A 26,457-nucleotide genomic window follows, 5' to 3' on the forward strand; every position below is an offset into this window, starting at 1 on the left:
AGTCAGATCGCCCGCAGTCCGCGGCCGAACCAGTCCTTGCTGTCGCGGACGCCGGGCAGGGCGAAGAAGTAACCGCCGCCGGTGGGGAGAGTCGACGAGAGGTTCGTCGATCAGGCAGGCCGTGCTGCAGTCAATCGCTGCTCTGCTGCATTGAACGGAATGCATCGCCGAATGCGGTCACGCGCAGGCCTTCGGCCGCCCTCGGTGGGCGCGCATAGGTGTCCCATGTTTCGGTGAACCGAGCGTGCCGAGAAAGGGCTTGAACCGTCTTCGGATCGTGCTGGCCTGGTCCGCCGAGTGTGGTGGTGTAAAACACCTTGAGATCGTGGAAACGGGTGCCTTTGGGTAGGCCGGCCAGGGCGACAACCCGTTGCCACTTTTCGTTGAAATCACTGCTCTGAACTGGCCTTCCATATCGGTTCGTTACGATAAGGTCTTCGTCAATTGGCTCGACGTGTCGGCGAGCCCGACGCTTGCGTGCATCCATCAGACTGCAAAATCGCAGATGACGGCTGGCTCGTGACACCCGTCGTGGAACGAGTCTGGAACACCGAGGGCCACGACCCCGCACGGCTGCAGGACGTGTGCAGGAGAGCAGGCGATGAAACGGCATCCGATCCTTCGCCGCAGATCGGGGACCTGATCCGCCTGATCAAGTTGGACATGCATGCCGGGCTGACAGGCTCAGTGCAGAGCCTGTGTGAACAGGCCGAGCAAGAGATCAGTAGATGTCGGGGTACAGCCCTCAGCCGGCTGAGCGCGGTGCTCGCGGAGGCCCGTGACTGGCTCAACGGACAGGACCGTGATCGGCAACGCCTCTTCAACCGCCTCGGCAAGGCTCAGCGAAACCGCGACGTTACCCAGACACGCGCTCTGGTCGCCCGGGTAGAAAAGCTCCTCAAGCGGGGCACGCCAGCCTCACAGGCAGAACAGGACATCCTGGCGTCCGCGAGGCGAATGATGGCGACACCTGCTCCGGTGCCAACGCCCAGGCCTCCCACTCCGTCTCTCACGGTCAACGTTCAGCCGCAGCCCCAGCCCGAGCACCAGTCCCCGGCAGACCGTTCACGGCAAAAGCAGCGGGCTGAGCGCGAAGACCTGACGAAAGCCAAGGAAATTATCGTTCGTCTGCGCAGCAAGAGACTGTCTGACAAAGAACGGCTGGACCTCCTTACCCGACTGGTCTCGCTGGAGGAGACCGTCGGCCACCGTTTCTCCGTCCGAGAGCGACATGACGTACAGCGCTGGAAGAGGAGGTTTCCCTCCCTGCGCGGTAGCGCCGCAGGCACGGCCGTTGCTGACAGTGACGCACCGGCGGCCGCTGCCATGACCGAGTGATGCTGCACCGACTCAGGGAAGGATTTGCCGTTCCCTCTTCTCCGGAGCGAGGTAAAGAACGATGCCCGTCATGGCTGGGAGCGGTCATCTTCGCCCGGCAGCACCCCTCGACGACGGCCCAATGTGACCCAAGCAAGGCGCTCGCCGTCCAGTCGGCATCGTGACCGCAGCCGCCGTGCCCAAGACATGCTGCGCGACCAGGTCGCAGGAACGGCCGAGAAGGCCGGTCAGGAAACGTCTGTCTCTCGTGGCTTGAGGTCGGGCGGGTAGCCCTTTGCGCGGAGCCAGGTGTCGAGGGCGAGAGCGACGATGTCTCCGTGCGGTACGCCGGTGTCGGCGTTGTAGCGGCGGATCCGGCGCTGGAGCTGGAGGACTTCGGGGACGGCGTGGTTGAACTGTCCGCGTTTGGTGTGCCGGTTTCTGATGACGTCCAGGGTGTCCGGGTGCGGCGTGAGAACGTCATCGGTCTGCTGGGGCTCGGCGTCGAGCGCGTCGGCGATTTCACGTAGTCGGCGGGCGTAGGGGGAGTGATCAGGCACGCGAGCTGCTCCGGTCGGTCCGGATAGGCGGATAGCTATCCGCCTATTGGATTATTGGAATAGTCGGCACGGGGCGGCCGCCCCCTTGCGTGAGGGTGGCCGCCCTGTGCCTTGCGGTCGGGTCAGAACCCGCGGGTGGTGAGCCACTCGTCCAGTGCGACCGAGACGATGTCGCCGATGGGCAGGTGGTCCAGTTCGTTGTCCAGCGCGAAGCGCTTGAGCCGTTTCTTCAGCTTCAGCGCCGCGGGGACCGACGAGTCGAGACTCTCGCGCGCGATGATGCGCTGGTTGAGAACGACGGCGGTCTCAGGAATGTCCTTGGGACGGCCGGATCCCTGAGCCCACGGTGTTCCTTCGCTGGGCGCTGCCTGCGATTGCGCATCCTGCTCCTGGTGAGCCCGTGGAACATCGGTCCTCACCGGGAACCCGTTGCCGCCTGCGGCCGTCGGGGAATCTGCAGGGCGAAGCGCCACCTCGGCGCCCCAGGCTGAGCCGGGAGCCGCGGACGTGCCGTGCTGCACAACGGGTGCGGCTGGCTGCGTGGGCTGGATGGCAGGTGCTGCGGGCTCGGTAGCCGGAAGAACAGGCGATACCTGCTGCTCCACCGGCTGACCGGCGAATTCCGTCTCCGCCCTGGTGGCGGCGACGGCCGGGCGAACTGGCTGACTGGCGGCCGGCTCCGGGACGGGGCCGCTCGGGGCCTCTGCAGTCGGCTGGGCGGACGTCTGTGCCACTTCGGGCATCGCCTCGGCCCGGCCCTGTGCCGACCCCTCGGGGCTGGGAACAGCGGAAGGAGCGGGCTGAACCTGCGGCTCGCTGACCGTGGGACGGCCTTCGCCCGGGGCGGTGGCCTGTTCGGCAGCGTACTGCTCGGGCGTGAGCTCGGCGGCCGGGGGAGGGGGCGGAGGGGTCGTCTTCCTGGCTCCGCCCAAGGTACGACCGCCGGTGCGGCGGGCGGGGGGCTTCAGGCGTTCGGTCATGCTGCGGTCAGCTCCTTCATCAGCTCGGCGTACTCGCTCAGTTCGGTGGGGATCTCGCCGAAGGCCTCCATGTAGTGCACCCAGGAGTGGATGGTGGTCTCGGCGAGCGGGAACGCCTCGTCGCGGTCGGGGCCGATGCCCTCGCCCTCTGCGGGGTCGAGCAGTTGGTCCTTTGCCCGGCCGGGCAGGCTGGTGCGGTCGTCGGCCTTGACCATGACGACATGGGCGGTGACGCCGTGTTCGTTGCGGGCGGCGGCGCGCTCGGCCTCGTCGAAGGTGGCCACGAGCTTGCGGCGCTCGATCTTGGTGGGGGCGACCGGGACGAGCAGCAGGTTCGCCTCGGTGACAGCCTCGTGGAAGATGCGGGCGCTGCCGCCGCCGGCGTCGACCACGATCGCGCCGAACTCGGCGCGCTTGAGCCGGATGTACTCGGCGATGTCGTCGAACGGGTACCGCTCGACAACCAGGTTGGCCGGGATTTCGAAGCCGGCGGCCTGGGCGACCTTGAACCAGTCGTAGGCGGACTGACTGGTCGCGTCGGCGTCCAGCAGCAGGGTGGGCAGGCCGAGGACTACGGCGTAGTAGAGGGCGATGAACCAGGCCGAGGTGGTCTTGCCGGTGCCGCCCTTGAGCATGCCGACGACGATCACGAAGGCGTCCCAGACGTGGTCTGTGGCTGCGGCCAGGGTCTTGTGACGGGTGTTCTCGTTCACGTGTGCTTGATCTCCTGAAACGGGAAGGGGTGTTGTTTGGTACGTGCGTTGTCGAGCGGGCCGACGACGGGGGTGCCCGTGCTGCCACGTGGCGGCCGGATTGGCGCATGGCCGCCTTTTTGATCTGCCAGGCGGGGTGGGGCGCACCTACGAGGAGGTGGGGGCTCATGGCCGCTTCCTCGGGGTGTGGGCGGGTCCGTGGTGGTGCTGGGGCCGCATGTGGGTGCCTGCTTGGTGCAGGAGCCGGTAGACGGTGGCGACGGAGTAGCTGTGCTCCCTGGCGAGTTCCGGCACCGTGGCGCCGGCCTCGTACCGCGCCCGCAGGGACAGCGCGACCTTGTACCGTTCGGCGGCCCGCGCTGCGGCGCGTATCCGCAGGGTCTGCTGGGTGGTGCGCACGGTGCCGCCGGCCTCGATCAGCAGGCGCCGGGCACCGCGCCTCGTCTCTCCCGCTGCCGTGGCGAGTTCGGTGAGGGTTGCGCTGTGCTGCTCGTACAGGGTGCGCAGATGGGCGGCGAGGCGCTGGCGGGCTTGTGGGTTCTGCCGCATCCTGCGGGTCTGCCAGGAGGTGCGCATGACGGTCCCGGCGTCGTGCAGCCGGTTGAGGACGGTGCCGTAGGACAGGCCGCTGGCGGTGACGAGTTCGTCGACCGTGGCACCGGCCTCGTACTGCTGGCGCAGAGCCTGGGGCGTCACCGCCTCGCTCGTGCCGGGGGTGGGTGGGGAATGTGGGTTCATGCGACGGACTCCCATTCGCTGAGGGCTTCGGCATGGGCAGCGGCCAGCTCGTCGTAACTGCGCTGGTCGGATGGAGTGATGAGGATCAGCCGGCCGTCTGTGGCGACCCGCCAATCGGCGGCCGGACGACCTGTGACCGGGTCGAGGACCCGGCCGTCCGGGGCGTGCCACGTCGGCGGGATCTCGTCGGGGCGCGGCACGGGTACCAGGACCTGACGGCCGTCGCGGACGATCACGAGAGCCCTGCTGTGGTGCTCCGCAAGCCGGGCCAGTGCCTCCTGGTAGGCCTTCCGTTCCGCCGTGTGAAGGGCCTTGCGCCGGGCCGCGATGCCCCAGGTGCCGTGTTGCTCGGCGACCTTGGTCCAGCCCTGTGCTGGCGTGTGGCCGTTGCCAGCGTCGTCCGGGAGATGGATACCGAAACCCTCCAGGGCACGCGGTGTGAGGGTCCAGGTCTCCCCGGTGTGCTGGACGAGGCCGTGGTCGGCGAGGCGTCGCAGGGTCCGGTAGGTGGTGGCGCGGGAGACCGAGGACGTACCGAGGAGCTCGGCAACGGTCTGGTCGGGGCGCACGTGCAGGGCACTGATGATCACGAGCGCGGCGCTGCCGAGGGCGTGGTGGGCGAAGGCGTCGTGGCCCATGAGTTGTCCGAGGACGGTGGAGTCGATGTCGGCCGTCGTGGCCGTCTCAGGGGTGGTCCACTCCTCAAGTGCCGGGTCGGGGGGGAACTGAGTGGACCGGAAACGAGACAGCAGAACCGGGCCACCGCGATCGGGGATGTTGCCGTCGCCCAGGTACCAGGTCGAGCCCTCCCGGCCATGACCCACCCGCAGACGCCGCAGCCAGCCACGCGGCTTGAGGACCGTCTCGTAGACGACCCGCAGCGTCGTACGGGAGACTCCGGCTTCCTCCGCGGTCTGCCGCTCACTGGCGTGGTGCAGGGGTCCGCCCGCGATCTCGGCGAAGTTCAGGTGCGCCCGCAGCACCCGCAGCGCGGTCCGTCCACGCTCGCCGCGCCACGGTGTCGTCTCGATCCGGTCCCGCAGTGCGGCGAGGACTTCGTACGCGTGGTGCCGGGAGCCCAGCGCACTGGTGCTGCTGATCGCGTCCGAGGCGCTGGCCCACACCCGGCGGATGTAGTCCAGGGCGCGTGCCTGCCCGGAGCGCAGCGCGATGTGCCGGGTGTGCCGTCCGCCTTCGTGCTCGGGGTGCAGCAGAAGTTGCGTGAGCTGGTCGATGCTGCCGCCGGCGCGGGCGACGTGGCAGGCGATGGCCGCGGTGATCCGGTGTCCGTGCTCGGCCGCGCCCTGACGGTCCCCGCGCGGGATCACGGTCCGGCCGTCGGAGGAGAGTCGGCTGTAACTACCGGTGGCATAGCGTCCGGTGAGATCGCCGAGCAGAATGAGATCGGTTGCGGCCGACGGAAGTTGGGCGTAGCCCAGAACAACGCCGTTGATTTGGGATGCGTTTGGTCGAGAGAGGTCGTGATGGGTGCTGTCTGTCACGGTGGGGTCGTCTCGCAAAGACGTGGACGCCACCCAGGCCCGCTAAAACCACGGGTGGTGTCCGGGACCGACCTCCATCGGCGTCGGCAAGGTCTCCAGGATTGCCGTCCTGGAGGCCCTCGTCATACCGGCCCCGAGTGGAGGCAGGCGTCCCCATCGCAGCTCGACCGAGGTCGAAACAGAGCCCCGCCAGAGTCGCTCACTCGTGATCCGCACCGGCCAACTCAGGTCCCTCAAAGGCCAGTTTCAGGGGCTGATGCCTCTGACTGCCTCCGAGCGACCCGGGTCGAACCGGGGTCGAATCAGAGCGGTTTCCTCTGACTGCCTCCGTACGCCTCTGCAACCCGTCCTAGCAGGTCACAGCCTCGTCGCCTCACATAAGCGCAGGTCAGAAAGATGCGCTAGCTGTACCACTGGTTCCTGGCGAAAGCGGTGATGTGCGGCATGAAGGTTCCCGTCCCTGTCGGCGGGGCGCCGTCGCCCCGCGTGCCGTGGTTGGAAACAGGGTCGTGAGGCGTGCACGGGCTCGGCAAGGCGGCTTCTGTCAGGCGGAAGGGCTTCTGTAAAGAGGCTGGTCAGAGCCCTGTTCTGTCAGCCCCTAGTCGCGAGAGTGGAGCGCCGGGTGGTGCTGCTGTGCGGTTCGCGCTCGGGGGAGCCAGAGGCGGCGCCGGCGGGTGCGACCACTCACTACGTGGCGCTAATCGCCCAAAAATGTCCACTTAGTTTCAATTGTGAAACTCCTCTGTCGACGGATGCTCGGTACAGCGGCAGGAATCAGCATCACTGCAGGTCAACTGCTGTTCGTTTTGGAGTCTGGGGCCCTCGGGGCGAATCCGGGTCGAATCCGCACCCTTTTAGGTTGTCGAGCGTATTGCCGCTGGTCAGGGTGATGTGAGGTCGCGCTGATTCGCCTTGCGGATGGGGGCGGCGCGGGGAGCAGTCGGGCCGATGAGCCGCTGACGGGGCGCTGAATGGCGGTGGTCGGCTGCCAGGGGCCGGGGGCTGACCAGCGGATTCTTCGCTGCCGGTGGCGGTCACCTTTCGAGGTTCCGGACGCAGCCCCTGGCAGGACGTGTCGGAGAGCTACGGCTCCTGGTCGAGGCCATGATCGCTGAAGCTGTGGCCCGCGGTGATGTCGATCTCGGCCTGGTCAGCGTGGATTCCACGGTCGCCTGCCCACCTCACCAGGCGGCCGGGATGGCGGTCGAAGCGGAGCTCCTCGACGAACTGGAACAGGCCGTGGCGTAGGGAACGGGACACCGGCGAACGGGCAAATCGACCCGGCAGGCGAGGCGCCCGTCGAACTGGTGAGACCGGGCGGGAACGGCGCCGTGCCCTGCGCCTGCGCCATCGTGCACGACTGCGGGCCGCCGAACTGGGCCGCTCCCGGGGCGGGTTAACCAGCAAGGTCCACCTCGCTGCCGACCGACGCTGCCGACCGTTGTCCCTCATCCTCACCCGTGGTCAGGCCGCTTTGATCCAGGACGGGTACCGGTCCGCTGCCGCTGCGCTGTACGCCGATGACGGGCGTGAGCCGCATCGTCGTGGTCCCGCCTGTAATGCCGTCCGGGGGTCCTGGGACGAGGCGTCGGTGAGTGGGCCACAAGATCCGGTTCACCGGTCGTCGTCGAGGCTCACCCTTGAGGTGGAGGAACCGGGAAGAGCAGGCAGCTACTGGTGGCGTGGGCGACCAGACGGTCTTTCGCATCTATCAACTGCGCCTGGGCCAGTGCCGTTTGACGGCTCTTGTTCACAACCGTGCCGACGGCGCGCACCGTGCCTGTCTCCACGGTGATCCGCCGTAGGAACTTCACCGTCAGGTCGAGTGAGGTGTACGCCATGCCTTGCGGGAGGGTGCTCTGGACGGCGCATCCCGCGGCCGAGTCGAGCACGGTGGCGAAGATGCCGCCGTGCACGCTGCCGATCGGGTTGTAGTGCTCCTCTCCCGGCGTCAGGGAGAAGACCACCCTGCCGAGTTCCACCTCGTCCAGATCAAAGTCGATGGCGGAGCTGATGGGCGGCCCTGGCAGTTGCCCCGCCTGCATCGTGCGCAGGAAGTCGATGCCGGCCATGCGTCCGGCGGCTTCCGCCAAAATCGCGGGATCTTCCCATTGGTATGTACGTGTTCGTCCCACGACCGAGCGCCTTCCGATCTGACTTTTGTAAGTGAAGTTAGCTTCCGACTCACCTGGCTGTCAATGGCGCAGCCAGGCCTTACCATGGTTGGATGGAGTGGCTTGAGGCGAGCACGGAGAACTGCCCCGTCCAGCGCACGCTCGACGTGGTCGGAGAGAAATGGACGTTGCTGATCCTTCGGGACGCCGTCAACGGAGTCCGCCGCTTCGACGACTTCCACCGCCACATCGGTCTGTCGGAGGCCGTCCTCAGCGACCGCCTCCGGAAGCTCATCGCGGCCGGCGTCCTGAAGACAGTCCCCTACCAGGAACCGGGCAGCCGCTCCCGCAACGAGTACCGCCTGACCCGCAAGGGCTGGGATCTGTGGCCCGTCCTGATGGCGCTGAGCCAGTGGGGCGAGGCGTACGCCCTCGGCTCCGAGGGCCCCCTACTGGACGTTCGCCACACCGACTGCGGCGCTCCGGTCCGCGTCGTCGTCGAGTGCTCCGAGGAACACTCCCCCCTTGCTCCTAAGGAAGTCACCGCCCGGCTCGGCCCCGGTGCCCGGCTTCGATTGTGAGTCATCGGCATGAGACCTACGGCTGGCTCATGCTCCACCGACGTCCCGCCCGCGCCACCATCTCCTGGCGCGGCCCGACATCACGGGATCAAACGCTAATTCTGAGGTTCCCCCGAGATGCGGGGAAAGGTGACAGCAGGTCAGATGGGTCTCATGAGAGGAGCCCAGACGATGCCTGCCCCGAGGAAGTACCCGCTGGAGTTGCGTGAGCGTGCGGTGCGGATGTACCGGACGGCCGAGCCGAAACCCGTGATCCGCCGCATGGCCGAGGAACTCGGCGTGCATCACGAAGCCCTGCGGAACTGGATCCGGCAGGCAGAGGCCGACGCCGGCGAGCGGGATGACCTGCTCACCACCGAAGAGAAGAACGAGCTCGCCCAGCTGCGGCGCGAGGTGCGGGACCTGCGCCGGGCGAACGAGGTCCTGCGGACGGCCTCGGCTTTTTTCGCCGCTCAGCTCGACCCGACCCGGCCCAGGTGAGAGCGCTCCTCGACGAGCACCCGCACCTGGGGGTCGAGCCCGTACTGCGGGAACTGCACATCCCCTCTTCCACCTACTACCGCTGGCGCCAGGCCGGGAAGGATCCCTGCGAACGGATCTTCAAGGACGCCGAGCTGACCGGGCAGATCCGGCAGATCCATCAGGACTCCGGCGGGGTCTACGGATCGCCCAGGATCCATGCCGTCCTCAAGCGCGAGGGCGTCCATGTCGGCCGCAAGCGGGTCGAGCGGCTCATGCGCCAGGCCGGCCTGGCCGGGATCAGCCCCCGCAGGAGCAAGAGCTTCACCCGCCGCGACCCAGACGCCGACCTCGCCCCTGACCTGGTGCAACGCGACTTCACGGCACACGCGCCGAACCGGCTGTGGGTCACCGACCTGACCATGATCCCCACCCTGGAGGGGCCACTGTGGCTGTCGGCGATCCGCGACGCCTTCTCCCGCAGAGTCGTGGCCTGGGAGGCCTCCGCCCGCGCGGACGCCGACCTGGTCCTCACCTCCCTTGAGTACGCGCTGGCCAGCCGCGAGGTCACCCCCGGCGAACTCGTCCACCATGCCGACCACGGCACGCAATACACGTCCATCAAGCTCACAACACGCCTGGTCAGAGCAAGTGTTCAAGCGTCCATGGGCTCGGTCGGCGACTCCTTCGACAATGCCCTGGCGGAGAACCTGTGGATGCTGATCAAGACCGAGTGCATCCGCGGACGGACCTTCGACACCAGAGCCGAGGTGAATCTCGCGCTCTTCGAGTACATCGACGGTTTCTATAACCCCCGCCGCATTCAAAAGCGCCTCGGCTACCTCAGCCCCATCGAGTTCGAAGAGAAGCACTACGGCGACCAGGCAGCGGACGAACCAGTGAACCTGAAACCACGTCAACCCGCCCTGACCTGCTAGTCAGCCACTCCCGCGCAGCGGGGGAACCTCAGCCCAGGATGAAACATCGGGAGAAAACGACCGCTGACATCCACCGGAAACGGTGCGACGGGCACTGCCCGATCCTCCTCCTGATCACAGATACGCAGGGATCAACCTCCTTGCACCAGGCCAGCCAACCAGCTTGTCACCACCGGCCGCGCCCGCAGCCACGCTCTATGACCCACCCCGATCCCCCAAGCCTGCAGACCACCCTGACCAGCACAGACTCGCTCCGCCAGAGCCACCCGGCAATAGAAAAACCCACGGAGATCACTACATTCCGAAACGATCACTGGATTGGCAGCTCAGCGCATTACGCAGGCAGTCGTCCTTAGCGGATTCGTCAGATCGCCATCGCTCTCTCCAGGCCGGGGGCGGGTGGGCGACAAGCACCCCGCCGCCACCTCCAGCGCCGCCGCGCGCTGCGACGGGTCGTCACGCGCTTCACGCTGGCAGGGGCGGCCTGTGACGGCTGTATTGAGTAGCGTCCCTCTGGACTCAAACGGGACGATGACCTTGATCGCGGGACGTCGGGGTCCTGGCAGCTATGGCCAGTGACCCTCGACGTCGTCGAAGCGGCTGGAGGCCGTCGTGTGGGAACAGGGCATCGGGACCTTCCCCGTGGACTTCACCGAGCACGGCAACGAGTGGGCCCACCACCTTGGGAACGCCATGGGCGGAGGGTTTCGCAGCATCAGCGGCACTGACAGCCACGGCGGCCCGGTGGAAATGGGGCCGCCCCTCGACGACTCCGTGACGAGCATCCTGCGCGTCACCCTCACCCCGACGGCATCAGCTGCACGGTCGTCGGCGACGTCGGCACCCCGTCACCGGACCAGTTAGACCCCTGGCGGACTGGCACGCGGAAGGCCATGGACGAGATTGGGCACCACCAGCGGACTCACGTATGGGATGCGCTCGTTGGGGGCAGGCGGAGCGTTGCTGGTCGCCTGCGCTGCTCCCCGGGCCCGCGCTCGGGACTCCCTGCATGGAGACCGTCCTGACCGTTACCACCGTCCTGGCTGCCATCGCCCTGGTGGCTCTGCTGCTCGTGCTCCAGGCCATCCTGGTCCACCGCGACTTCCGGTCCGGCCAGCCTGATCCGGCCTTTCACGACCCCGACCACTGAGCTCGGCGCGGTCCGTCAGCGGACTGCCCCGGCGAGTCCGACGCCCGCCGCCCACGAGCATCGCGACCCCGGCACGGACCGGATCGAATCGGTGATCAGGCGGTGCTCGTCCGGCAGCGGCCGACCGCCCTCGTCAGGGGTTCACGCCAGTTCGTTCGTCCTATCGACAAGCCGCCGCTGCCCTCCTACACTCCAATTACTGAACTGTACGGACCAGTTCATATCGGTGTGTTCTTCCCGATCCTTCTGACCCCCCGCGCTTCGACGCGGTCGCACGCCTGTCCACGATCCGCTGAGGAGGCCAACGGTGGTCCAGCCCGAAACAGATCATTCCGCGGGGGGTACGGTCACAGCGGCACACCCCGGCGCTGCCTATCTCACCGCTCTGCGGCTCTATCCGGCGCAGGCCTGGAAGGCAGCCATCGCCTGCGCGATCGCGATCACCTTCAGCCCCGCCGGGTTGTCCGTCACGACCACGTTCGCGATCGGCCCGCTCTCCAGGGACTTCGGCTGGTCGAGGTCGGCGACCCTGACCCTGTTCACACTTCCGCTGCTGATCGCGCCCATCGTGCTCCCCTTCGGCGGCCGCTGGGTGGATCGCTGGGGTGCCCGGGCCGTAGCCCTTCCCAGCACCGTCCTGTACGCCGTCGGCACGGCCGCCATCTCGATGGTGGGCCGCAGCCAGGCGCAACTGGGCCTGGTCCTGGTGGTGTCCTCCGCGGTGGGCTACGTGGCCAGCCTCGCCGTGGTGTTCAAGGTGATCTCGTCCTGGTTCCCCCGCCATCGCGGCGTCGGCTTCGGGATGATCGGGGTGGCCACCAGCCTCGGGGGCACCATCCTGTCCCCGATCTGCGACCTGCTGTTCCGGACCATGGGGTGGCGGGACACGTACCTGGTGCTGGCGCTGTGCGTGCTGGTGATCGCACTGCCGGCGCAGGTGTTCCTGCTATCGGAGCCGGCCGACGTCCGGCAGTCCCGCCGGGACCGCTCCGCCACACGGCAGGCACCCCACGACACGCCACCGCCCCCGCCACTTCCGGGAGTGTCGCTGTGGGCCGCCGTGCGCACCCGCACCTGGCTGTCCATCGTGGTGCTGCTCGGCCTCGCCGCCGCCGGAGCGATGAGTGTCCGGTTGAACGCCGTGGCACTGCTGGGCGAGCGCGGGTACACCGAGACGCAGGTGTCGCTCGCGCTGTCGACGATGTTTTTCGCCTCGATCGTCGGTCAGTTGCTGGCCGGCGTCGTGCTCGACCGGGCCCGGACGCCGCGGGCCTGCCTGCCCTTCCTCGGCAGCGTCCTCGTCGGGCTGGTCATCCTGACCGCCAGCCACGGCACGGTCTGGACCCTCTTCGTCGGGATGGCGTTGCTGGGCGTGACGATGGGGTCGGAGAGCACCATCGGGCCGTTCCTGCTCGGCCGGTACTTCGGGCTGCGCGCCTTCGGCCAGATCCAGGGCCTGGCCCTGGCGCTGGACATGTTGATGCTCGGCGCCATCCCCGTCGTCGTCCAAGCGGTCAAGGACCAGTCGGGCAGCTACACCCCGGCCCTGTTCGGCCTGATCGGGGCCTGCGCCCTGGTCGTCGTGATGGCGGCGCTCCTGCCTCGCTACCCGATCCGGGTGCCCGATCCGGGCCCGCAGTCGCACGGCCCCGAAACCCCGCACGGCGCCGAAGCCTCCGACGCCGAAGCCTCGCAGGGCGCTGAAGCCCCGGACGCCGCCCGGCAGCCCTGACCGAGCTCCGGCGCCGCCCTCTGTGGCATGGGCATGGCCTGGCCGACGCCGCGAAGGCAGTCCCCATCGGCTCGCACCAGCTCTCGAGCAACACACCGCACATCTGGAGGAAGAGCGTTGAGCCGGCAGACCCAACTGAACGAGGACACCCCCGCATTCGTGCCGCCGATCACTACCTTGCGGGAGTCGCCCTACCTCAGCGAGACCGGGAATCGGATCCGCGACGAAGTCCAGGCCATGGTCCCGATGCTGCGGCGAAACGGCGCCCTCGGCGAAGAACTCGGCGAACTGGAACCGCAGACCTGAAAGCGATGAGCGACCTGGACCTGTTCAAGATCACCATCCCGCCGGAGCTGGGCGGACACGCCTTGCGCGCCCTGGACATCGTCGAAATCATCACCGCGCTCGGCACCGGGGACGGCTCCGCCGGCTGACTGGTGATCGTGGCCACCGCCTTGCGCAACTCCCTGGGATTCCCCGACCAGACGGTGGAGGAGGTGTTCAGCTCCCTGGACACCTGGGTCGGTCCGCTGATGTTCGGCGCCTCGGTGCTGTCCACCTCGGTGGGTTCGGCCCGCCGCGTGGACGGCGGGTTCGAAAATCCGATCCAGCGGTTCGCCCGGGACGCGCGGGTGCTGGCCACCCACGGCGCCCTCCGGCTGGACCCGATGGCAGAGATCAACGGCCGTGAGGTGTTGAGGCTCCCCCCGTTCCCGCTGATCGCAGCGATGCAGGAGGCGGGGGCTCCCGGCGGTCCGGGCGGGCCGGGGGGCTTCCCCGGCGGTTCCGCTGGTCCGGGCGGGCTGGGCTTCCCCGGTGGTCCGGGGGCTCCTGCTGGGCCTACGGATCCCGTGGGTCGGTAACGCGTGACCGTGACGGGATCGCCGGCGGTGGAACCGCCGGCAGACGCCGTTGGGCCGAGGAAGGCCTGCGGCAGTTCCCCGGCGGGCCGGCCTTCCACAGCAGCCGGTTCCGTCGCCTGGCGACCGCCGGGCCGGTGCCGTCGCCGTCCTGACGTCGACCTGGCTCGACAGGTCCGGCGCGCTGCAGCAGCACCGACGTCCCCGCTCCTTCTCCTCGCGCGTCTGGCTCGACCGGCCCACCCCGGTCCGTTACCGACACGACCATCGGCCTTCGCCGTCCGCCGTCCGCCAGGAGCACCGTGACTCCTCGTGCAGGACTGTGCGGTTCAGTGCAGTCGGGTCGAGGTCCTGGTCCCGGCGCCATCGGGCCGGTCTGCCGTTGTGGCAGGCTGGTGGGCTGGAGCCAGGAGAAGGAGCGATTGCTGTGCGCAAGGACCGGGCAAGGATTGCCACCAACGGCACGCGGGACAAGAAGACACTGATCCTCGACGCGGCCGTGGAACTCTTCCTGGACGACGGCTTCGACCGGACGTCGATGGACGCCGTGGCTGAGCGAGCCGGCGTGTCGAAGACGACCGTCTACGCCCACTACGGCGACAAGGTGGGTCTGTTCCGGGCGGTGGTCGACCGCGGCGCGTCGACGTTGAACGTCGACCTCGAGAACAAGCTGCACGGTGCCGACAACTCACCGGAGGAACGGCTCGCCCAGGTGCTGGTCGCCCTGCTGCGCGGGACGACGGCTCCCCCGATGATCGCTTACCTTCGCATCATGGTGGCCGAGACCACTCGGCGCCCCGAGCTGGCCCGGATCCTGCTGGGCAGCTCCGCCGTTCCCTACGCCGTCGAGGTCGTCGCCTCGATTCTGGCGGACGATGCCACCCTGCACGGGTACACGCTCGCGGACCCCACCGCGCACGCATCGTTGTTCATGCGCATGGGCGCCGCCTGCATGCAACTCGATGCCATCACCGACGCCCGGTTCCATCCGTCACCGGATCTCCTGGAGAACCACGCGACCTGGGTCACGAAACTCTTCCTGCGTGGGCTGCGCCCTCGCCCCACCGACGACGAAGGCGAGCCTGCGGCCATGGAGCCTCCGGCCGGTTACTCCTACCCGTGGATGCCGGGCGCCGAACAGAACTAGGACCGCGACGGCGAGGCTGCACCGACTTGCCGGGACGATCGGCACGCCTCTCGCCCGTACTGGGGACGTTCGGTGTCGTCCAGACGACACCGAACGTCCCCAAGAGTGTCGGCCGCCGAAAGGTCCACGGACCTGGCGCACCCTCGTGGTCAGCGGCCCTAGCGCGTCGAACGGAGCGGCTGCGGCAGTTGGGCGATAGCCGAGTCGGGTCCGGAGGCAGAGCGGGTGGTGGGCCGGGGTGCCGGGGAGGAGCGGCCTTCGTGATGCCGCTCCAGTGCTCGGCGAGCAGCTTTCCCCGCACCCGATAGGCGTCATAGACGAAGTAGGGATACAGAGCGCCGCTGCCGTCCGGTTCCGGCTGGGGGAGGAGCCCGGCGGGCACCACGACATCCCCTTCGGCCAGGAGCAGTACCGGAGGGTTGAGGGGCTCGGGAGGGGCCGGGACCGGGCCGCCAGGGAAGAGGCTGCGGACGAAGGCCTGGAGGCCCGACCGCCCTTCCGGGCAATGCGAGACGTGCTGGTGGTAGTCCTCGGCGACGAAGTCGATGACGGCATCCGCGTTCTGCGCATCGAACACGCAGCGGCAGAAGTCGAGCACCAGTCGCTTGTTCGCCTCGGGATCGTTGTCGGCGGCGGCGCCGATGGTGACCGCCCGGGACGGCGTCCCCGCCACTGGCGGTCGCGGCGGGGCCATCTTGTTGAGGGACGGCCAGCGCTCCGCGATCCGGCCGTCGTGGACGCGGTACGTCGTGAACGCGTAGTAGTCGAAGGCGGCGCCGGGAATATCCGGATCCGGCTGCGGCAGGTACTCGCAGGCGCAGACCAGGTCATCGCCGCCGACCACGAAGACGGGCTCGCGCGGCTCGGGTGGAGCGCCCTGCTCGCGCGCGAACTCCGCGCGCAGGTGCACCGCGAACGCCTCCGCGCCGTCAGGGAGGTCGGCGCCGTGCTGGACCAGCCCGGGTGCGACGTAGTCGGCCACCGCATTGGCGTTGCGGGCCGCGAAGACGTCGGCGAGGAAGCCGGTGATCAGCAGCTTGCTGGCGGTGGTCCGGTGGTCGGTTGCGGGGGTCCCGTGCGGCCTACCCTGGCGCGGCCGCCGGCGCCCTGGTGCCGTTGCGCGGCATCTGACGGCAGACCTCGCCTCGCCGCACGCGGCGCACCCCGCACCCCGCACGCCGCGCGGCGCACCCCGCGCACCGGAGTCTCAGGAGGTGCTCGACCCGGCGGTCACCAGGCCTGCCGTCGGCTCGTGACTCTCCAGCCGCCGGAAGCGGCTGCCGTGGAAGACCAGCGGCTCGGCCGGCCGGCTCCACAGGCGGTCGATCTCCAGCAGCGCGATGCAGTGGTCGCCGGCCGGCACTTCGGCGCGCAGGGTGCAGGAGTACCAGGTAACCGCGCCATGGAGGAACACCGTGCCATCCTCGCCCGCCTCCCAGCCCACCTCGGTGAACCGGTCATTCTCCGGGCCTGCCAGCGCACTGCACACGGATCCCTGATCCTCGCCCAGCACGCTGAGCCCAAGCCGCGGCAGATCCCGCAGCCGGGGCCAGGTCTTGGAGGACAGTTGCATGCACACCGACACCATGGGTGGCTCCAGGGACACGGAGGTGAACGAGCTCACCGCCATGCCGGTCGGCCCACCGTCCGTCAGGCCGCAAACGGCGATCACTCCGCTGGGGAAGCAACTGAACGCCTCCCGCAGGGTCCGGGCGTCCAGCGCGGCCGCGGGGTCGGGTCGCGGCCCGCGGTCCACGGCCCAGTGGGAAGCAGTCTGTTGGCTGCGCACGGTCATCAGTCCTTTCGGAGCGGGACGGCGGTCGCGTCGGCGACCGGCGTCCGCGCTCACCGCAGTATCCAAGGCTGCACTGTACCGTTCAGTACAGTCAGACTGTACGGTAGAGTGCAGCTTGTGGTCAACCGGTAAGGCCAGGGCGGTGACGAGGAGCGAGATGGCCGAGTATGGACACCTCCGGAAGCGCGCGCCTCGAGGCAAGCGGGAGTCCGTGCTCGATGCGGCCGTCGAACTCTTCCTGTCCGGCGGTTTCGACCGGACCTCGATGGACGCCGTGGCGGCCCACGCCGGCGTCTCGAAGACCACCGTCTATGCCCACTTCGGTGACAAGCTGGAACTCTTCCGCGCCGTGACCGAGCGCTCCGGCACCGCTTTGGACCTGGCGCTCGACGAGGCCGCCCTCGCCTCCGACGGCGATCCCGAGGACCGACTGACCCACGTCGTCCTCAAGGTGTTGCAGGCGACGAGTTCCCCGCAGTTCCTCGCCTTCCTCCGGGTGATGATGGCCGAGTCGAACCGGCACCCGGAGCTGATCGAGACCATGCGCACCCTGGGCGTGCCGCACGTCGTCGACGTGGTGGCCGCGACCCTGCGCGAGGACGCCGTCCGGCACGGGTACCACCTGCCCGACCCCGAGTCATACGCCGGGCTGTTCATCCGCATGGCGGCGGCCGGAGTCCAGATGGACGCGCTGATCGCGCTGGGCCAGGAACTCGACCACGCCTTCCTGGAAGGGCTGGCCCGCTGGACGGCGGCCGTCTTCCTGCGCGCCCTGCGCAACCGGGATGCCGGCGAACTGCCGAAGGTTCCCGATGGCGCCGGGGACGTCCTCTCCTGGGCGCCGCCCAGGAGACGCTGACCGCGTTCGGAGGTCGGCGGCGGCCGCTGGGAAGTCGCCGTGAACTGTGCAATTCCCTTGACCGGCTTCATATGTACCGCACCGTCAGTGCAGAGTGGACCACCCCGCTCGGTGCCGCCGCGCAAAGCCCTTCTGTGCATCTCACCGACTCCGGACCGAATGGCGGGCGTGCGTCATCCCCCCTCGCGTGCGGAAGGACGACGATGTCACTGAACCCTCATACCGACGTCACGGCACTCGACCTGCCGGCACCCACCGATACTCACTTGTGTGTCCTCGCTGTTGGCGCAGCGGGAAGACACCCGGTGGTCCCGGGACACCTCAGCCGGTCGCTCATTGATCGGCGCTCATTGGCGCATAGCCCTGTAGTCAGTCGGGGGTGTCCTGGGCCGCCGGGCCTCGCAGAACTCACAGTGGACCTCGAAGGTCGAGCGGTCGTGGCGATGGCCCGGCGAGGACCAGGGGTGCGCCGGAACCCTTTCATCTGATCACCCGATGACCGGCTCCGACATGAGGATGGTGCACCAATGAGTACGAAGGACGGGCTGTCCCTGGCCGTCCACGACCGCGGCATGACCAGGGTCACCGCCGCTCGCGCCCCCTTCGACGACGACGCCCGCCGGGGCCGGACCCACCCCCGAGGACACGATCCGCCAGGCGGTCGCCCTGGTGCTCGAATCGTTCGCCCGCAACGCCGCCCTCCTGCGGTCCGTCATCCTGCTGCCCGGCGCCCGCCCGGAGATCCTGCGCCGCGGCTCCGAACATGCGGCGCCAGCTGCAGGCCCTGTTCGAGCAACTCGCCACCACCGTCGCGCCCATGCAGATCGGCTGTCTCGGAGCCGGTCCTCGAGCTGAGGTGGAGGGAGGTCCTGGCGCCTCACCCGGACATGCCTGTTGCCCGCGACGGGGGGCGGCGCGGGCAACAGGAGATTCAGTGGTCAGTCTTGGTCAGTGTTGGGTCAGAACTTGTTGGCGGGCATGCTGTCCGCGCCCAGGGCACCGGGGGCCGGGGTGGATCCGGGCCGGATGATCGGCGGGCCGGGCAGCGGCGACGGGGGCGGCGGCCCCATCCGCAGCGGACGGAGCGCTTCGGCCCAGCGGGCGAGTTCGGTCAGCATGGGCGGGACGGCGCCGGCGACCGGCGGGGGCGGGGTGAACACCCCGTCCTGGACGTATTGCATCACCATGGGGATGGCGACCCCTTCCGGGATCGGCATCATGCGCACGCTGGTGACGACCTGCTTCATCACCTGCACCGAGCGCAGGCCGCCGGCCACTCCGCCGTAGCTGACGAAGGCGACGGGCGCGTACAGCCACTCATCGTGCAGGTAGTCCACGGCGTTCAGCAGGCTGACGGACGGCCCGTGGTTGTATTCCGGGGTCACGAAGACGAAAGCGTCCGCCTCCTTGATTTTCGCGCTCCAGCGGCGGCTGTGCTCGTGTTCGTAACGGCTCATCCGAGGATGGCCGGGTTCGTCGAGCACGGGCAGCGCGTAGTCCATGATGTCGACCAGCTCCACCTCGAAGCCGCCGTGCTTCTCGGCCGCCTCCACCGTCCAGTCGGCGACCGGCAGGCCGAGCCGGCCCGGCCGCGTGCTGCCCACGATGATCTGGAGTTTCAGGACGCCGTCCGCGCCGCTCACATCGGCTCCTCTCGGGGTACGCGCTTCTGGTAAGCGCTCCAGTGCTCCGACAACTGGCCGTTCTTGGTGCGGAACAGGGTGAGGATGTTCCGGTCATAGGTGGCACCCGGGATCACCGGGTCCGGGTTGGGCCGGCGCATCATCCCGCAGGCGAGGTCTCCCTCGACGACGACGCTGACCACCGGAGGCGGCGTTCCGCCGTTCAGCGGCACGTGCCGGAAGAACTCGATCAGGAGGTCACGCCCGTGGCCGGGAGCGTTCGGGTCGTGCTGGACATAGTCCCGCACGACGTACTTCTCCATGACCTCACTGATGTTCTTCTCGATGGTCCGGTCGCGCACCAGCCCCGCCAGGTCGGCTTCGAAGCCGATGACGAGCCGTTTGATCGCCTCGACGTCCGGGTCGGTAGACGCCGCGACCGCATCCTTGTAGTCGGGCTGGTCCAACCGGGTCCGGTACAGCTCGGGATCGTGGATCGTCGCGACACCGTCCACCACGCTGAAATCGCTCATCGCACGAACTCCTACGCGGGGGCGGGCGCGTTCCCGGGGGCGGGCGTGCCGCGCTGCGGGACGGCGGCGCCGATCATGGGGAAGGGCGCGATCCCCAGCAGCCGCCTGCCGTTCTGCTCGGCGAGCGGGTCCACCCGGATCGCGCCGTGCGAGGTGACCACCCGCGCGTCCCGGACGAACCGCTGGATCGGGTTGGACAGCGAGATGGTCGAGGACCCGAGCGTCTTCTGGAGCAGGTTGATCGCGTCCTCGCAGAGGTTCGCCGAGTACGCCAGCGCGAGGCTGATCTCGGACTCCTCGGCGTCGCTGAACTCGAGCCCGGCCTCGGTGCGGGCGTCGACCTGGTCGGCGTACCGCTCGATCGTCGAACCGGCGAGCACGATCATCGCCAGGGCACGCCCGGCGGCCACCTGTGCCGACGCCATCTCGGACACCGTCGGATACGGCAGGGTGAACGGCTTGCTCTTGCGCGCCTGTTCCGCGAAACACGCCAACGCACCACGCGCCATACCCAGATTGATCGAGGTCTTGGTCAGCACCACCGTCGTCAGAAACCCCCGCATGCTCTGCCGGAACGCGCCGCCGTAGCGGCGCCGGAGCTCGTCCAGCCGAGGCGGGAACTCGCCGACGTCGAGGAAGCGGTAGTCGGGGACGAAGACCTCCTGCTCGACCTGCAAGCTGTTGCTCGCCGTTGCGGACATGCCCATCACGTGCCAGTCGTCGAGGATCTCGAACTGCTCCCGTTCCAGCACCACCACACCACGGCCGGTGCCGCCGCCCACCGCCGGGTCGAAAGCGACCCCGACCATCGCCCAGCGGGCGTGCTTGGAGCCGCTGCCGAACGGCCACGGGCCGCGGACCATCCAGCCGCCATCGACCTTGCGGGCGTCCCCGACCTTCGTGGCGAACACCGAGGCACCGACCATGGCCGGCCCCACCCAGCCTTCGACGTCCTTGCGGATCTCCTCGACCAGCCGCGGCTCGAGCGCGAGAAAATGCCGCAGCCCGACCCCGACGAAGGCACTCCAGGCGGCCGAGCCGTCCCCTTCGCCCAGGGCCGCGACGACCTCGACCAGATCCCGGGCGCCGAGGGCAGTACCGCCCCATTCGACCGGCATCGTCATCCGGTAGATGCCGGCCTCGTCGAGGGCCTTCAGCACGTCGGGAGTCAACGCCCCGATCCGCTCGCCCTCGCGTGCCTGCTCCCGGATCAGCGGCTGCAGTTCCCTGATGCGATCGCGCACCGCGCGCCCGGCGTCGGTGAGCCACGGCGACTCCACAGCCCCGACATCCTCGACCGGGCCCGGCGGAGGCATCGACGGAGGCATCGGCGGCTCCCTGCGGGCAGTGGATTGAGACATGGACTCTCCTTGCCTAGCGAGACAGCGGACTTGGGTGAACTGTACGGGTCAGTACAGTGTGACTGTCAAGGCGGCTGCCCCATTCACGGAGGCTTGCTCGCGCTAATGATGTACTGTACCGTACAGTTCACTGATCGGGCGGCGCCGGCCGAGTCCACGCGGGCCGCACGCTGCCGAGCAGCAGAGGTTCCGGTCCGGAAGGGGAGTTGAACGGTGAGGATTGCCAGCTACGCAGGCCGGCTGACCATGCTGGTGGACGGCGGTGGGATCGACATCGGGGCAGCGACCGGCGGTTCGTTCCCCTCCGACGTGCTGGAGGCGCTCGAGCGCTGGGACGAGCTGAAGGACGTTGTGGCCGGGTTGCGCGAGCCGCTTGTGCATCCGGTGGATCCGGCCCTGCTGGAGGCACCGGTCCGGCTGCCCCGTCAGGTGTTCGCGATCGGGCTCAACTACCGCGATCACGCCACCGAGGCCGGCATCCAGGAGCTACCGAAGGCCCCGCCGGTCTTCACGAAGTTCCCCGTCTGTGTCACCGGTCCCGAGGCGACCGTGGCGCTGCCCAGCCCGGACGTCGACTACGAGGTCGAACTGGTGGCCGTGATCGGCCGGCGGGCCGAACACGTCGCCGAGGGCGACGCGTGGGACTACGTGGCCGGGCTGACGGTCGGTCAGGACCTGTCCGAACGGAAGGTTCAGCTGGCGGGGCCGGTACCGCAGTTCTCGCTGGGCAAGTCGTTTTCGGGTTTCGGGCCGACCGGGCCCGCCATCGTCTCGATCGACGAGTTCGCCGACCCGGGCGCTCTCGACCTGGGGTGCTCGGTGGGCGGCGAGCTTTTGCAGGCCGGCAACACCAAGGACATGATCTTCGGTGTGCCCGAGCTGATCGCACGCCTCTCGCGGGTGTGTCCGCTGTTGCCGGGGGACCTCGTCTTCACCGGCACACCCGCCGGGGTCGGGATGGGCCGCACGCCGCAACGGTTCATGCGTCCCGGCGACACCTTGACGAGCTTCGTCGAGTCCGTCGGAGCGATCCACACCACCTTCACCGCAGGCCCCGGCTACGGCTCCGGCAGCGCCGCATCGGAGGAATGAGATGACACTGCACGGTCTCCGGTCCATCACCATCGGCGTCCCGGACGTGCCCTCGGCGGTGGCTTACTACGTGGACTTCGGGCTCACTCACTCCTCATCCGGGAATCGCACCACCGCCCGGTTGTCGACGACGGACGGCGGGGAACAGCTCGAGCTCGTCCACGCTCCGCGCCGTCACCTGGCGTCCCTCACGGTCGGGGTGGACGACGCCGATGACCTCGACCGCGCGACCGCGTCGCTGACCCGCCTCGGGGTGGGCGTCGATCGCTCGGAGACGGCGCTGGTCACCGCCGACCCCGTGACGGGCGTCCAGGTCCGGCTGGAGGTCGCCCCGCGATTGGCCGCGGCCGGCACGCCGGCGCCGGGCTACAACGCCCCCGGGGACGTCGTGCGGGACACCAGCCGCGCCCCCGGCGTGCTGCGCGAGACCCGGGTACGGCCCCGGAAACTCGGCCACGTCGTCTTCGGCTCCACCGATCAGCCCGCCACCGAACGGTTCTTCACCGAGGGTCTCGGGTTCAAGGTCAGCGATCGCATCCCCCCGTTCGCCGCGTTCCTGCGCTGCTCGACGGACCACCACAACGTCCTGGTCCAGCAGGCGCCGTTCCCGTTGCTGCATCACACCTCGTGGCAGGTCGACGACGTGGACGAGGTGGGCCGCGGGGCGAGCGCGATGCTGGCCAAGGACCCGGCGCGGCACGTGTGGGGACTGGGTCGCCACCACATCGGCTCGAACTTCTTCTGGTACCTCAAGGATCCGGCCGGCAACTTCAGCGAGTATTACGCCGACATGGACTGCATCGTCGACGACCAGCTCTGGACGCCCCAGGACTGGACCGATTCCCGCGCACTCTACAGCTGGGGTCCGCCGCCGCCGCCGTCGTTCCTGGAGCCCGAGGACCTGGCAGAACTGATGATCGGTTCGCACAGCGGGTGAACCGGCCAACCGGCGCCCTGCCTTCGTGGGCCAAGGCAGCGGTCATCACGGCCGAGGGCGACCATTTCTCCGCAGGTCTCGACTTCGACGAGATGAGCGAGCGGAACGCGTTCGAGGGTGTTCATCACTCCCGTATGTGGCACGCCGCGTTCGCCAAGCTCTAGGGCAGCGGTGTGCCGGTGATCGCGGTACTCAAGGGGCCTGTCGTCGGCGGTGGCCTCGAGTTCGCCACCGCCGCCCACCTTCGGGTCGCTGAGCGGGACGGCCTTCTTCGCCCTCCCGGAGGGCGCACGCGGCCTGTTCGTAGGTGGCGGTGCGTCGGTACGGGTCTACCGCGTTGTCGGCGTGCAGCGATGACCGACTTGATGCTCACCGGCCGCCTCCTGGACGCCGAGGAGAGCCTGCGTGACGGGCTGGCGGTCTACCTCGTCGACAGCGGTCAGGGACTCGACAAGGCTTTGGAGCCGGCCAAGCAGATCGCCAACAACTCGCCTGTCATCAACTACGCGATTCTGCACGCCCTGCCGCGCATCGCCGAGACCGACCCCGAGACGGGTCTGCTGATGGAGTCGCTGATGGCCGCCGTCGCGCTGAGCAGCCCTGAAGCCAAGCAACGAGTGAACGACTTCCTGACCGGCAAGTCCACCGAGGTGGTACAGCGATGAGCGAGATGACACTCCCGACCGTCCCCGAGGTCCTCTACGAGCCGGACCCGGAGGCCCGCGAGAAGACCCGTGTGCAGGATTACCTGCGCTGGCTGCGCGTGCAGCGCGGGCACGACTTCGCCTCCTGGGATGAACTGCGCCGCTGGTCCGTCGACAGCCTCGAAGACTTCTGGCAGAGCGTGTGGGACTACTTCGGCGTCCGGGCACATACTCCGCCGACCACGGTGCTCACGGACCGGCACATGACCGGCGCGCGCTGGTTCCCCGGCACCACCCTGAACTACGCCGAACACTGCTTCGGACAGCCCGAGGACGCCGATCGGCCGGCGGTCATCGGCGTCTCACAGACCCGCGACCGGGTCGAGCTCACCTTCGCGGAGCTGGCCGAGCAGGTGCGCCGGGTCCGTGCGGGGCTGCGGCGCCTGGGAGTCACCCGGGGCGACCGGGTGGCGGCCTACCTGCCAAATATGCCGGAGACGCTTGTCGCGTTCCTCGCCACTGCGAGCCTCGGCGCCATCTGGTCCGCCTGCGCCCCGGAGTTCGGCGCTCATAGCGCCATCGACCGGTTCGAGCAGATCGAGCCAAAGGTACTGTTTACCGTCGCCGGCTACACCTACGGTGAGAAGCGGATCGACAAGCGCGCCGAAGTCGCCGAACTCCGTGCCGCGCTGTCCACCGCCGAGCATGTTGTGCACGTGCCTTACGGCCCACTGACCGTCGAGGACACCCTGCCTTGGACGGGCCTCCTGGCGGACACCGACGAGCCCCTTTCTTTCGAAGCCGTACCGTTCGATCACCCCCTCTACGTTCTGTTCTCGTCCGGCACGACCGGAAAGCCCAAGGCCATCATGCACCGCCACGGCGGCATCCTCCTCGAGCATCTCAAGAACCACTCGTTCCACTGGGACCTCGGCCCTGGCGACCGGCTGCTGTGGTTCACCACTACCGCCTGGATGATGTGGAACACGCAGGTCTCGGCGCTGCTGGTCCGCAGCGGCATCGTCATGATCGACGGCAATCCGCTCCACCCCGACCTGCGGTTCCAGTGGAAGCTGGCCGCAGAGACCGGCGCGACCTTCATGGGGGCGAGCCCCGGCTACCTCATGTCCTGCCGCAAGGAGGGCGTCCGGCCTGCCGAGGAGTTCGACCTCTCCAGGCTGCGGCAGCTCAGCGCGGCCGGCAGTCCCTTCGCCGCCGAGGGCTTCCGCTGGGTGTACGAGCAGTTCGGCGACCGCGTGCTGCTCAACGTGGGCTCGGGCGGGACGGACGTGTGCACCGGCCTGGTGCAGGCATCCCCTCTGCAGCCGGTCTACGCCGGTGAGATGTCCGGCCCCAGCCTGGGTGTCGACGTGAAGGCCTTCGACGAGAAGGGCGACGTCGTCGTCGGCGAACTCGGCGAACTGGTGATCACCTCGCCGATGCCGTCCATGCCCGTGGGTTTCTGGGGCGACGAGGACGGGAGCCGGCTCCGGGCGGCCTATTTCGAGGACTTCCCCGGCGTCTTCCGGTTCGGTGACTGGTGCCGGTTCACCGAGGCAGGTTCGTGCGCCATCACCGGTCGCTCTGACGCCACCCTCAACCGAGGCGGAGTCCGCCTCGGTACCGGTGAATTCTACGGGGTCCTGGAGGACGTGCCGCTGGTGGCCGACGCCGTCGTGGTCCACCTTGAGGACCCGCAGGGCGGTATGGGCGAGCTCATCCTCTTCGTGGTGCCGGCACCTGGAGTGAGTGTCGACGACACCGTGAAGGCGCAGCTGGCCAGAGAGATCCGCACGGCGTTGTCCCCGCGGCATGTGCCTGACCGCATCGTCCCTGTCCCCGCCGTGCCGTACAGCAGGACCGGCAAGAAGCTGGAGGTTCCGATCAAGAAGATCCTCCGTGGCGCGACCACCGACGAGGTCGCCTCGCCAGGAGTGTTGATGGAACCGAGCGCCCTCGACGCCTACGCCGCCTACGCGCGCGCCCGCGAGGAGAACCGATGAGCCGCGTCACCGTCGTCGGCACCGGACTCATCGGTGCGAGCTGGACGGCACTTTTCCTGGCCAACGGCCACGACGTCGTCGCCCACGACCCGGGAGAAGGAGCCGAACAGCGCCTGCGGGAGAGCGTCGCCCAGGCCTGGCCGACCCTCGAGCGGCTCGGCCTGACCGACGGTGCGTCGCCACAGCGGCTCACCTTCGCCGAGGACCTGGCCACGGCCGTCGCCGGGGCGCGGTTCGTGCAGGAGAGCGGCCCGGAGCGGATTGACCTCGAGCAGAGGCTGTTCACCGACCTCGACGCCGCCACACCGGCGGACGTGGTCATCGCCAGCAGCTCCTCCGGGGTGACGCCAAGTCAGCTGCAGGAGATGTGCGGCCACGCCCCGTCTTGTGCTGTGTGGTCTGGGCCTTGTTGACCATGTGCCGGGCGGTGTCGTCCGTGACGACTCTGGCGGCCACCGCCGGACGGCGCAGCACGTCCGTGGCCACCTGGGCCGCGACCTCGTCATCGTCGGCCAGGCGATGAATGGCCGCCACCTTCTGAGCGGGTGTCTCCGGGCGGTCCGGGCGCTGCCCGACGTACTTCTTGGCCAAGTCCGTCGTCCAGCGCCGTATCTGCACCCGTTCGTCCAGCGGCGGGGCGTCGATCGCCTCGAACCGCTCGGCATCGTCCACGATCCCGGCGAGGATGTAGTGAACCTTGTGGGAGACGCCGCGCACCGCTGGCCCGCGGGCCACCGGTGCGCGGCGAACCGGTAGCTGCGGACCGTACTCAGCGACAGCCCCAGGTCATCGGCATAGATCTGCAGCGACACGTTGACGC

30 protein-coding genes and 1 pseudogene are annotated in these 26,457 nt (G+C 68.7%); 19 read left to right on the plus strand and 12 right to left on the minus strand.

The features are described from left to right. Positions 1-130: 130 nt before the first annotated feature. The gene (locus tag AQJ58_RS42570) at positions 131-487 is read right to left on the minus strand and encodes a hypothetical protein (RefSeq protein ID WP_234360118.1); all 357 of its coding nucleotides are present in this window, start codon (positions 485-487) and stop codon (positions 131-133) included. A 32-nt stretch (positions 488-519) separates the two neighbouring features. Here AQJ58_RS42570 and AQJ58_RS43365 point away from each other — a divergent pair, with 32 nt between their 5' ends. Beyond that, a complete protein-coding gene (locus tag AQJ58_RS43365; protein WP_159056268.1) occupies positions 520-1,338 on the plus strand; it encodes a hypothetical protein in 819 nt (272 codons plus the stop codon). 227 nt (positions 1,339-1,565) lie between these two features. On the opposite strand, the gene AQJ58_RS20190 is transcribed toward AQJ58_RS43365, so the two are convergent. The 5 genes from AQJ58_RS20190 to AQJ58_RS20210 all read right to left on the minus strand — a co-directional run bounded on the left by AQJ58_RS20190 (position 1,566) and on the right by AQJ58_RS20210 (position 5,636). Continuing rightward, on the minus strand, positions 1,566-1,877 hold the full coding sequence (locus AQJ58_RS20190; RefSeq protein ID WP_067252052.1) for a hypothetical protein: 312 nt from the start codon (positions 1,875-1,877) through the stop codon (positions 1,566-1,568). Between the two features lie 122 nt (positions 1,878-1,999). Beyond that, on the minus strand, positions 2,000-2,857 hold the full coding sequence (locus AQJ58_RS43370; protein ID WP_159056269.1) for a hypothetical protein: 858 nt from the start codon (positions 2,855-2,857) through the stop codon (positions 2,000-2,002). Next, a complete protein-coding gene (locus tag AQJ58_RS20200) occupies positions 2,854-3,570 on the minus strand; it encodes a ParA family protein (RefSeq protein ID WP_067252056.1) in 717 nt (238 codons plus the stop codon). The genes AQJ58_RS43370 and AQJ58_RS20200 overlap by 4 nt, the downstream gene beginning before the upstream one ends. A 165-nt stretch (positions 3,571-3,735) precedes the next feature. Beyond that, positions 3,736-4,308, minus strand: a complete 573-nt coding sequence (locus tag AQJ58_RS20205) for a helix-turn-helix domain-containing protein (protein WP_234360120.1) — start codon at positions 4,306-4,308, stop codon at positions 3,736-3,738. Further along, complete coding sequence (locus tag AQJ58_RS20210) at positions 4,305-5,636, minus strand: MarR family winged helix-turn-helix transcriptional regulator (RefSeq protein WP_067252060.1); 1,332 nt, start codon at positions 5,634-5,636, stop codon at positions 4,305-4,307. The genes AQJ58_RS20205 and AQJ58_RS20210 overlap by 4 nt, the downstream gene beginning before the upstream one ends. A gap of 1,278 nt (positions 5,637-6,914) precedes the next feature. Between AQJ58_RS20210 and AQJ58_RS43375 the strand changes: the two genes are divergently transcribed. Both AQJ58_RS43375 and AQJ58_RS43855 read left to right on the plus strand, forming a co-directional pair. Next, positions 6,915-7,058, plus strand: a complete 144-nt coding sequence (locus tag AQJ58_RS43375) for a hypothetical protein (RefSeq protein ID WP_159056270.1) — start codon at positions 6,915-6,917, stop codon at positions 7,056-7,058. 127 nt (positions 7,059-7,185) lie between these two features. Further along, positions 7,186-7,275 (plus strand): annotated as a pseudogene (locus AQJ58_RS43855) (IS5/IS1182 family transposase); the annotation flags it as partial. A gap of 169 nt (positions 7,276-7,444) precedes the next feature. On the opposite strand, the gene AQJ58_RS20215 reads toward AQJ58_RS43855, so the two are convergent. Continuing rightward, positions 7,445-7,945 (minus strand): PaaI family thioesterase, encoded by a 501-nt coding sequence (locus AQJ58_RS20215; protein WP_067252061.1) that lies wholly within the window; start codon positions 7,943-7,945, stop codon positions 7,445-7,447. Positions 7,946-8,037: 92 nt separating this feature from the next. On the opposite strand from AQJ58_RS20215, the gene AQJ58_RS20220 reads away from it, so the two are divergent. The 9 genes from AQJ58_RS20220 (at position 8,038) to AQJ58_RS20255 (ending at position 14,791) form a co-directional block, all read left to right on the plus strand. Then, the gene (locus AQJ58_RS20220; protein WP_067252063.1) at positions 8,038-8,505 is read left to right on the plus strand and encodes a winged helix-turn-helix transcriptional regulator; all 468 of its coding nucleotides are present in this window, start codon (positions 8,038-8,040) and stop codon (positions 8,503-8,505) included. Positions 8,506-8,676: 171 nt separating this feature from the next. Beyond that, a complete protein-coding gene (locus AQJ58_RS20225) occupies positions 8,677-8,985 on the plus strand; it encodes a transposase (RefSeq protein WP_030053558.1) in 309 nt (102 codons plus the stop codon). Next, positions 8,982-9,902 carry an IS3 family transposase gene (locus tag AQJ58_RS20230; RefSeq protein WP_067252065.1) on the plus strand — a complete coding sequence of 307 codons (921 nt, stop codon included), beginning with the start codon at positions 8,982-8,984 and terminating at the stop codon, positions 9,900-9,902. The genes AQJ58_RS20225 and AQJ58_RS20230 overlap by 4 nt, the downstream gene beginning before the upstream one ends. A gap of 1,009 nt (positions 9,903-10,911) precedes the next feature. After that, complete coding sequence (locus tag AQJ58_RS43380) at positions 10,912-11,052, plus strand: hypothetical protein (RefSeq protein WP_159056271.1); 141 nt, start codon at positions 10,912-10,914, stop codon at positions 11,050-11,052. Positions 11,053-11,359: 307 nt separating this feature from the next. Then, complete coding sequence (locus AQJ58_RS20240) at positions 11,360-12,784, plus strand: MFS transporter (protein ID WP_067252067.1); 1,425 nt, start codon at positions 11,360-11,362, stop codon at positions 12,782-12,784. 117 nt (positions 12,785-12,901) lie between these two features. Next, positions 12,902-13,090 carry a hypothetical protein gene (locus tag AQJ58_RS20245; protein WP_067252069.1) on the plus strand — a complete coding sequence of 63 codons (189 nt, stop codon included), beginning with the start codon at positions 12,902-12,904 and terminating at the stop codon, positions 13,088-13,090. A gap of 5 nt (positions 13,091-13,095) precedes the next feature. Further along, on the plus strand, positions 13,096-13,218 hold the full coding sequence (locus AQJ58_RS45380; protein ID WP_267892067.1) for a hypothetical protein: 123 nt from the start codon (positions 13,096-13,098) through the stop codon (positions 13,216-13,218). Positions 13,219-13,227: 9 nt separating this feature from the next. Then, positions 13,228-13,647, plus strand: a complete 420-nt coding sequence (locus AQJ58_RS43860) for a hypothetical protein (RefSeq protein WP_199844628.1) — start codon at positions 13,228-13,230, stop codon at positions 13,645-13,647. Between the two features lie 424 nt (positions 13,648-14,071). Further along, positions 14,072-14,791 carry a TetR/AcrR family transcriptional regulator gene (locus AQJ58_RS20255; RefSeq protein WP_067252072.1) on the plus strand — a complete coding sequence of 240 codons (720 nt, stop codon included), beginning with the start codon at positions 14,072-14,074 and terminating at the stop codon, positions 14,789-14,791. A gap of 1,207 nt (positions 14,792-15,998) precedes the next feature. Here AQJ58_RS20255 and AQJ58_RS20265 read toward each other — a convergent pair. Next, the gene (locus tag AQJ58_RS20265; protein WP_079079066.1) at positions 15,999-16,586 is read right to left on the minus strand and encodes a flavin reductase family protein; all 588 of its coding nucleotides are present in this window, start codon (positions 16,584-16,586) and stop codon (positions 15,999-16,001) included. Positions 16,587-16,797: 211 nt separating this feature from the next. Here AQJ58_RS20265 and AQJ58_RS20270 point away from each other — a divergent pair, with 211 nt between their 5' ends. Then, positions 16,798-17,445, plus strand: a complete 648-nt coding sequence (locus AQJ58_RS20270) for a TetR/AcrR family transcriptional regulator (RefSeq protein WP_234360122.1) — start codon at positions 16,798-16,800, stop codon at positions 17,443-17,445. 959 nt (positions 17,446-18,404) lie between these two features. Here AQJ58_RS20270 and AQJ58_RS20280 read toward each other — a convergent pair. The 3 genes from AQJ58_RS20280 to AQJ58_RS20290 are packed head-to-tail and all read right to left on the minus strand — an operon-like array spanning position 18,405 to position 20,961. Next, positions 18,405-19,088 carry an NADPH-dependent FMN reductase gene (locus AQJ58_RS20280; RefSeq protein WP_067252078.1) on the minus strand — a complete coding sequence of 228 codons (684 nt, stop codon included), beginning with the start codon at positions 19,086-19,088 and terminating at the stop codon, positions 18,405-18,407. Then, positions 19,085-19,600 carry a hypothetical protein gene (locus AQJ58_RS20285; RefSeq protein ID WP_067252080.1) on the minus strand — a complete coding sequence of 172 codons (516 nt, stop codon included), beginning with the start codon at positions 19,598-19,600 and terminating at the stop codon, positions 19,085-19,087. Before AQJ58_RS20285 ends, AQJ58_RS20280 begins: the two co-directional genes overlap by 4 nt. Before the next feature lie 11 nt (positions 19,601-19,611). After that, positions 19,612-20,961, minus strand: a complete 1,350-nt coding sequence (locus AQJ58_RS20290) for an acyl-CoA dehydrogenase family protein (protein WP_234360124.1) — start codon at positions 20,959-20,961, stop codon at positions 19,612-19,614. A gap of 246 nt (positions 20,962-21,207) precedes the next feature. Between AQJ58_RS20290 and AQJ58_RS20295 the strand changes: the two genes are divergently transcribed. Genes AQJ58_RS20295 through AQJ58_RS20315 form a run of 6 tightly spaced genes read left to right on the plus strand, consistent with a single transcriptional unit; the run spans position 21,208 to position 26,050 of the window. Further along, positions 21,208-22,053, plus strand: coding sequence for a fumarylacetoacetate hydrolase family protein (locus tag AQJ58_RS20295; RefSeq protein ID WP_234360126.1), 846 nt, complete (start codon positions 21,208-21,210; stop codon positions 22,051-22,053). Between the two features lies 1 nt (position 22,054). Continuing rightward, the gene (locus AQJ58_RS20300; RefSeq protein ID WP_067252084.1) at positions 22,055-22,990 is read left to right on the plus strand and encodes a VOC family protein; all 936 of its coding nucleotides are present in this window, start codon (positions 22,055-22,057) and stop codon (positions 22,988-22,990) included. Then, complete coding sequence (locus tag AQJ58_RS43385; RefSeq protein ID WP_159056272.1) at positions 22,987-23,154, plus strand: hypothetical protein; 168 nt, start codon at positions 22,987-22,989, stop codon at positions 23,152-23,154. The genes AQJ58_RS20300 and AQJ58_RS43385 overlap by 4 nt, the downstream gene beginning before the upstream one ends. 15 nt (positions 23,155-23,169) lie before the next feature. Next, positions 23,170-23,655, plus strand: a complete 486-nt coding sequence (locus tag AQJ58_RS42585; protein ID WP_159056273.1) for a Clp protease/crotonase-like domain-containing protein — start codon at positions 23,170-23,172, stop codon at positions 23,653-23,655. After that, complete coding sequence (locus AQJ58_RS20310) at positions 23,652-25,637, plus strand: acetoacetate--CoA ligase (protein ID WP_199844629.1); 1,986 nt, start codon at positions 23,652-23,654, stop codon at positions 25,635-25,637. Before AQJ58_RS42585 ends, AQJ58_RS20310 begins: the two co-directional genes overlap by 4 nt. After that, positions 25,634-26,050: a 3-hydroxyacyl-CoA dehydrogenase NAD-binding domain-containing protein gene (locus tag AQJ58_RS20315; protein WP_067252088.1), complete on the plus strand. Its 417-nt coding sequence runs from the start codon at positions 25,634-25,636 to the stop codon at positions 26,048-26,050. The genes AQJ58_RS20310 and AQJ58_RS20315 overlap by 4 nt, the downstream gene beginning before the upstream one ends. On the opposite strand, the gene AQJ58_RS45910 is transcribed toward AQJ58_RS20315, so the two are convergent. Beyond that, positions 25,956-26,372, minus strand: coding sequence for a DUF6192 family protein (locus AQJ58_RS45910; RefSeq protein WP_420712168.1), 417 nt, complete (start codon positions 26,370-26,372; stop codon positions 25,956-25,958). The two genes, AQJ58_RS20315 and AQJ58_RS45910, sit on opposite strands and share 95 nt — an antisense overlap. Positions 26,373-26,457 lie beyond the last annotated feature (85 nt).

This window comes from Streptomyces sp. DSM 15324 (genome assembly GCF_001514285.1).
Lineage (GTDB): Bacteria > Actinomycetota > Actinomycetes > Streptomycetales > Streptomycetaceae > Streptomyces.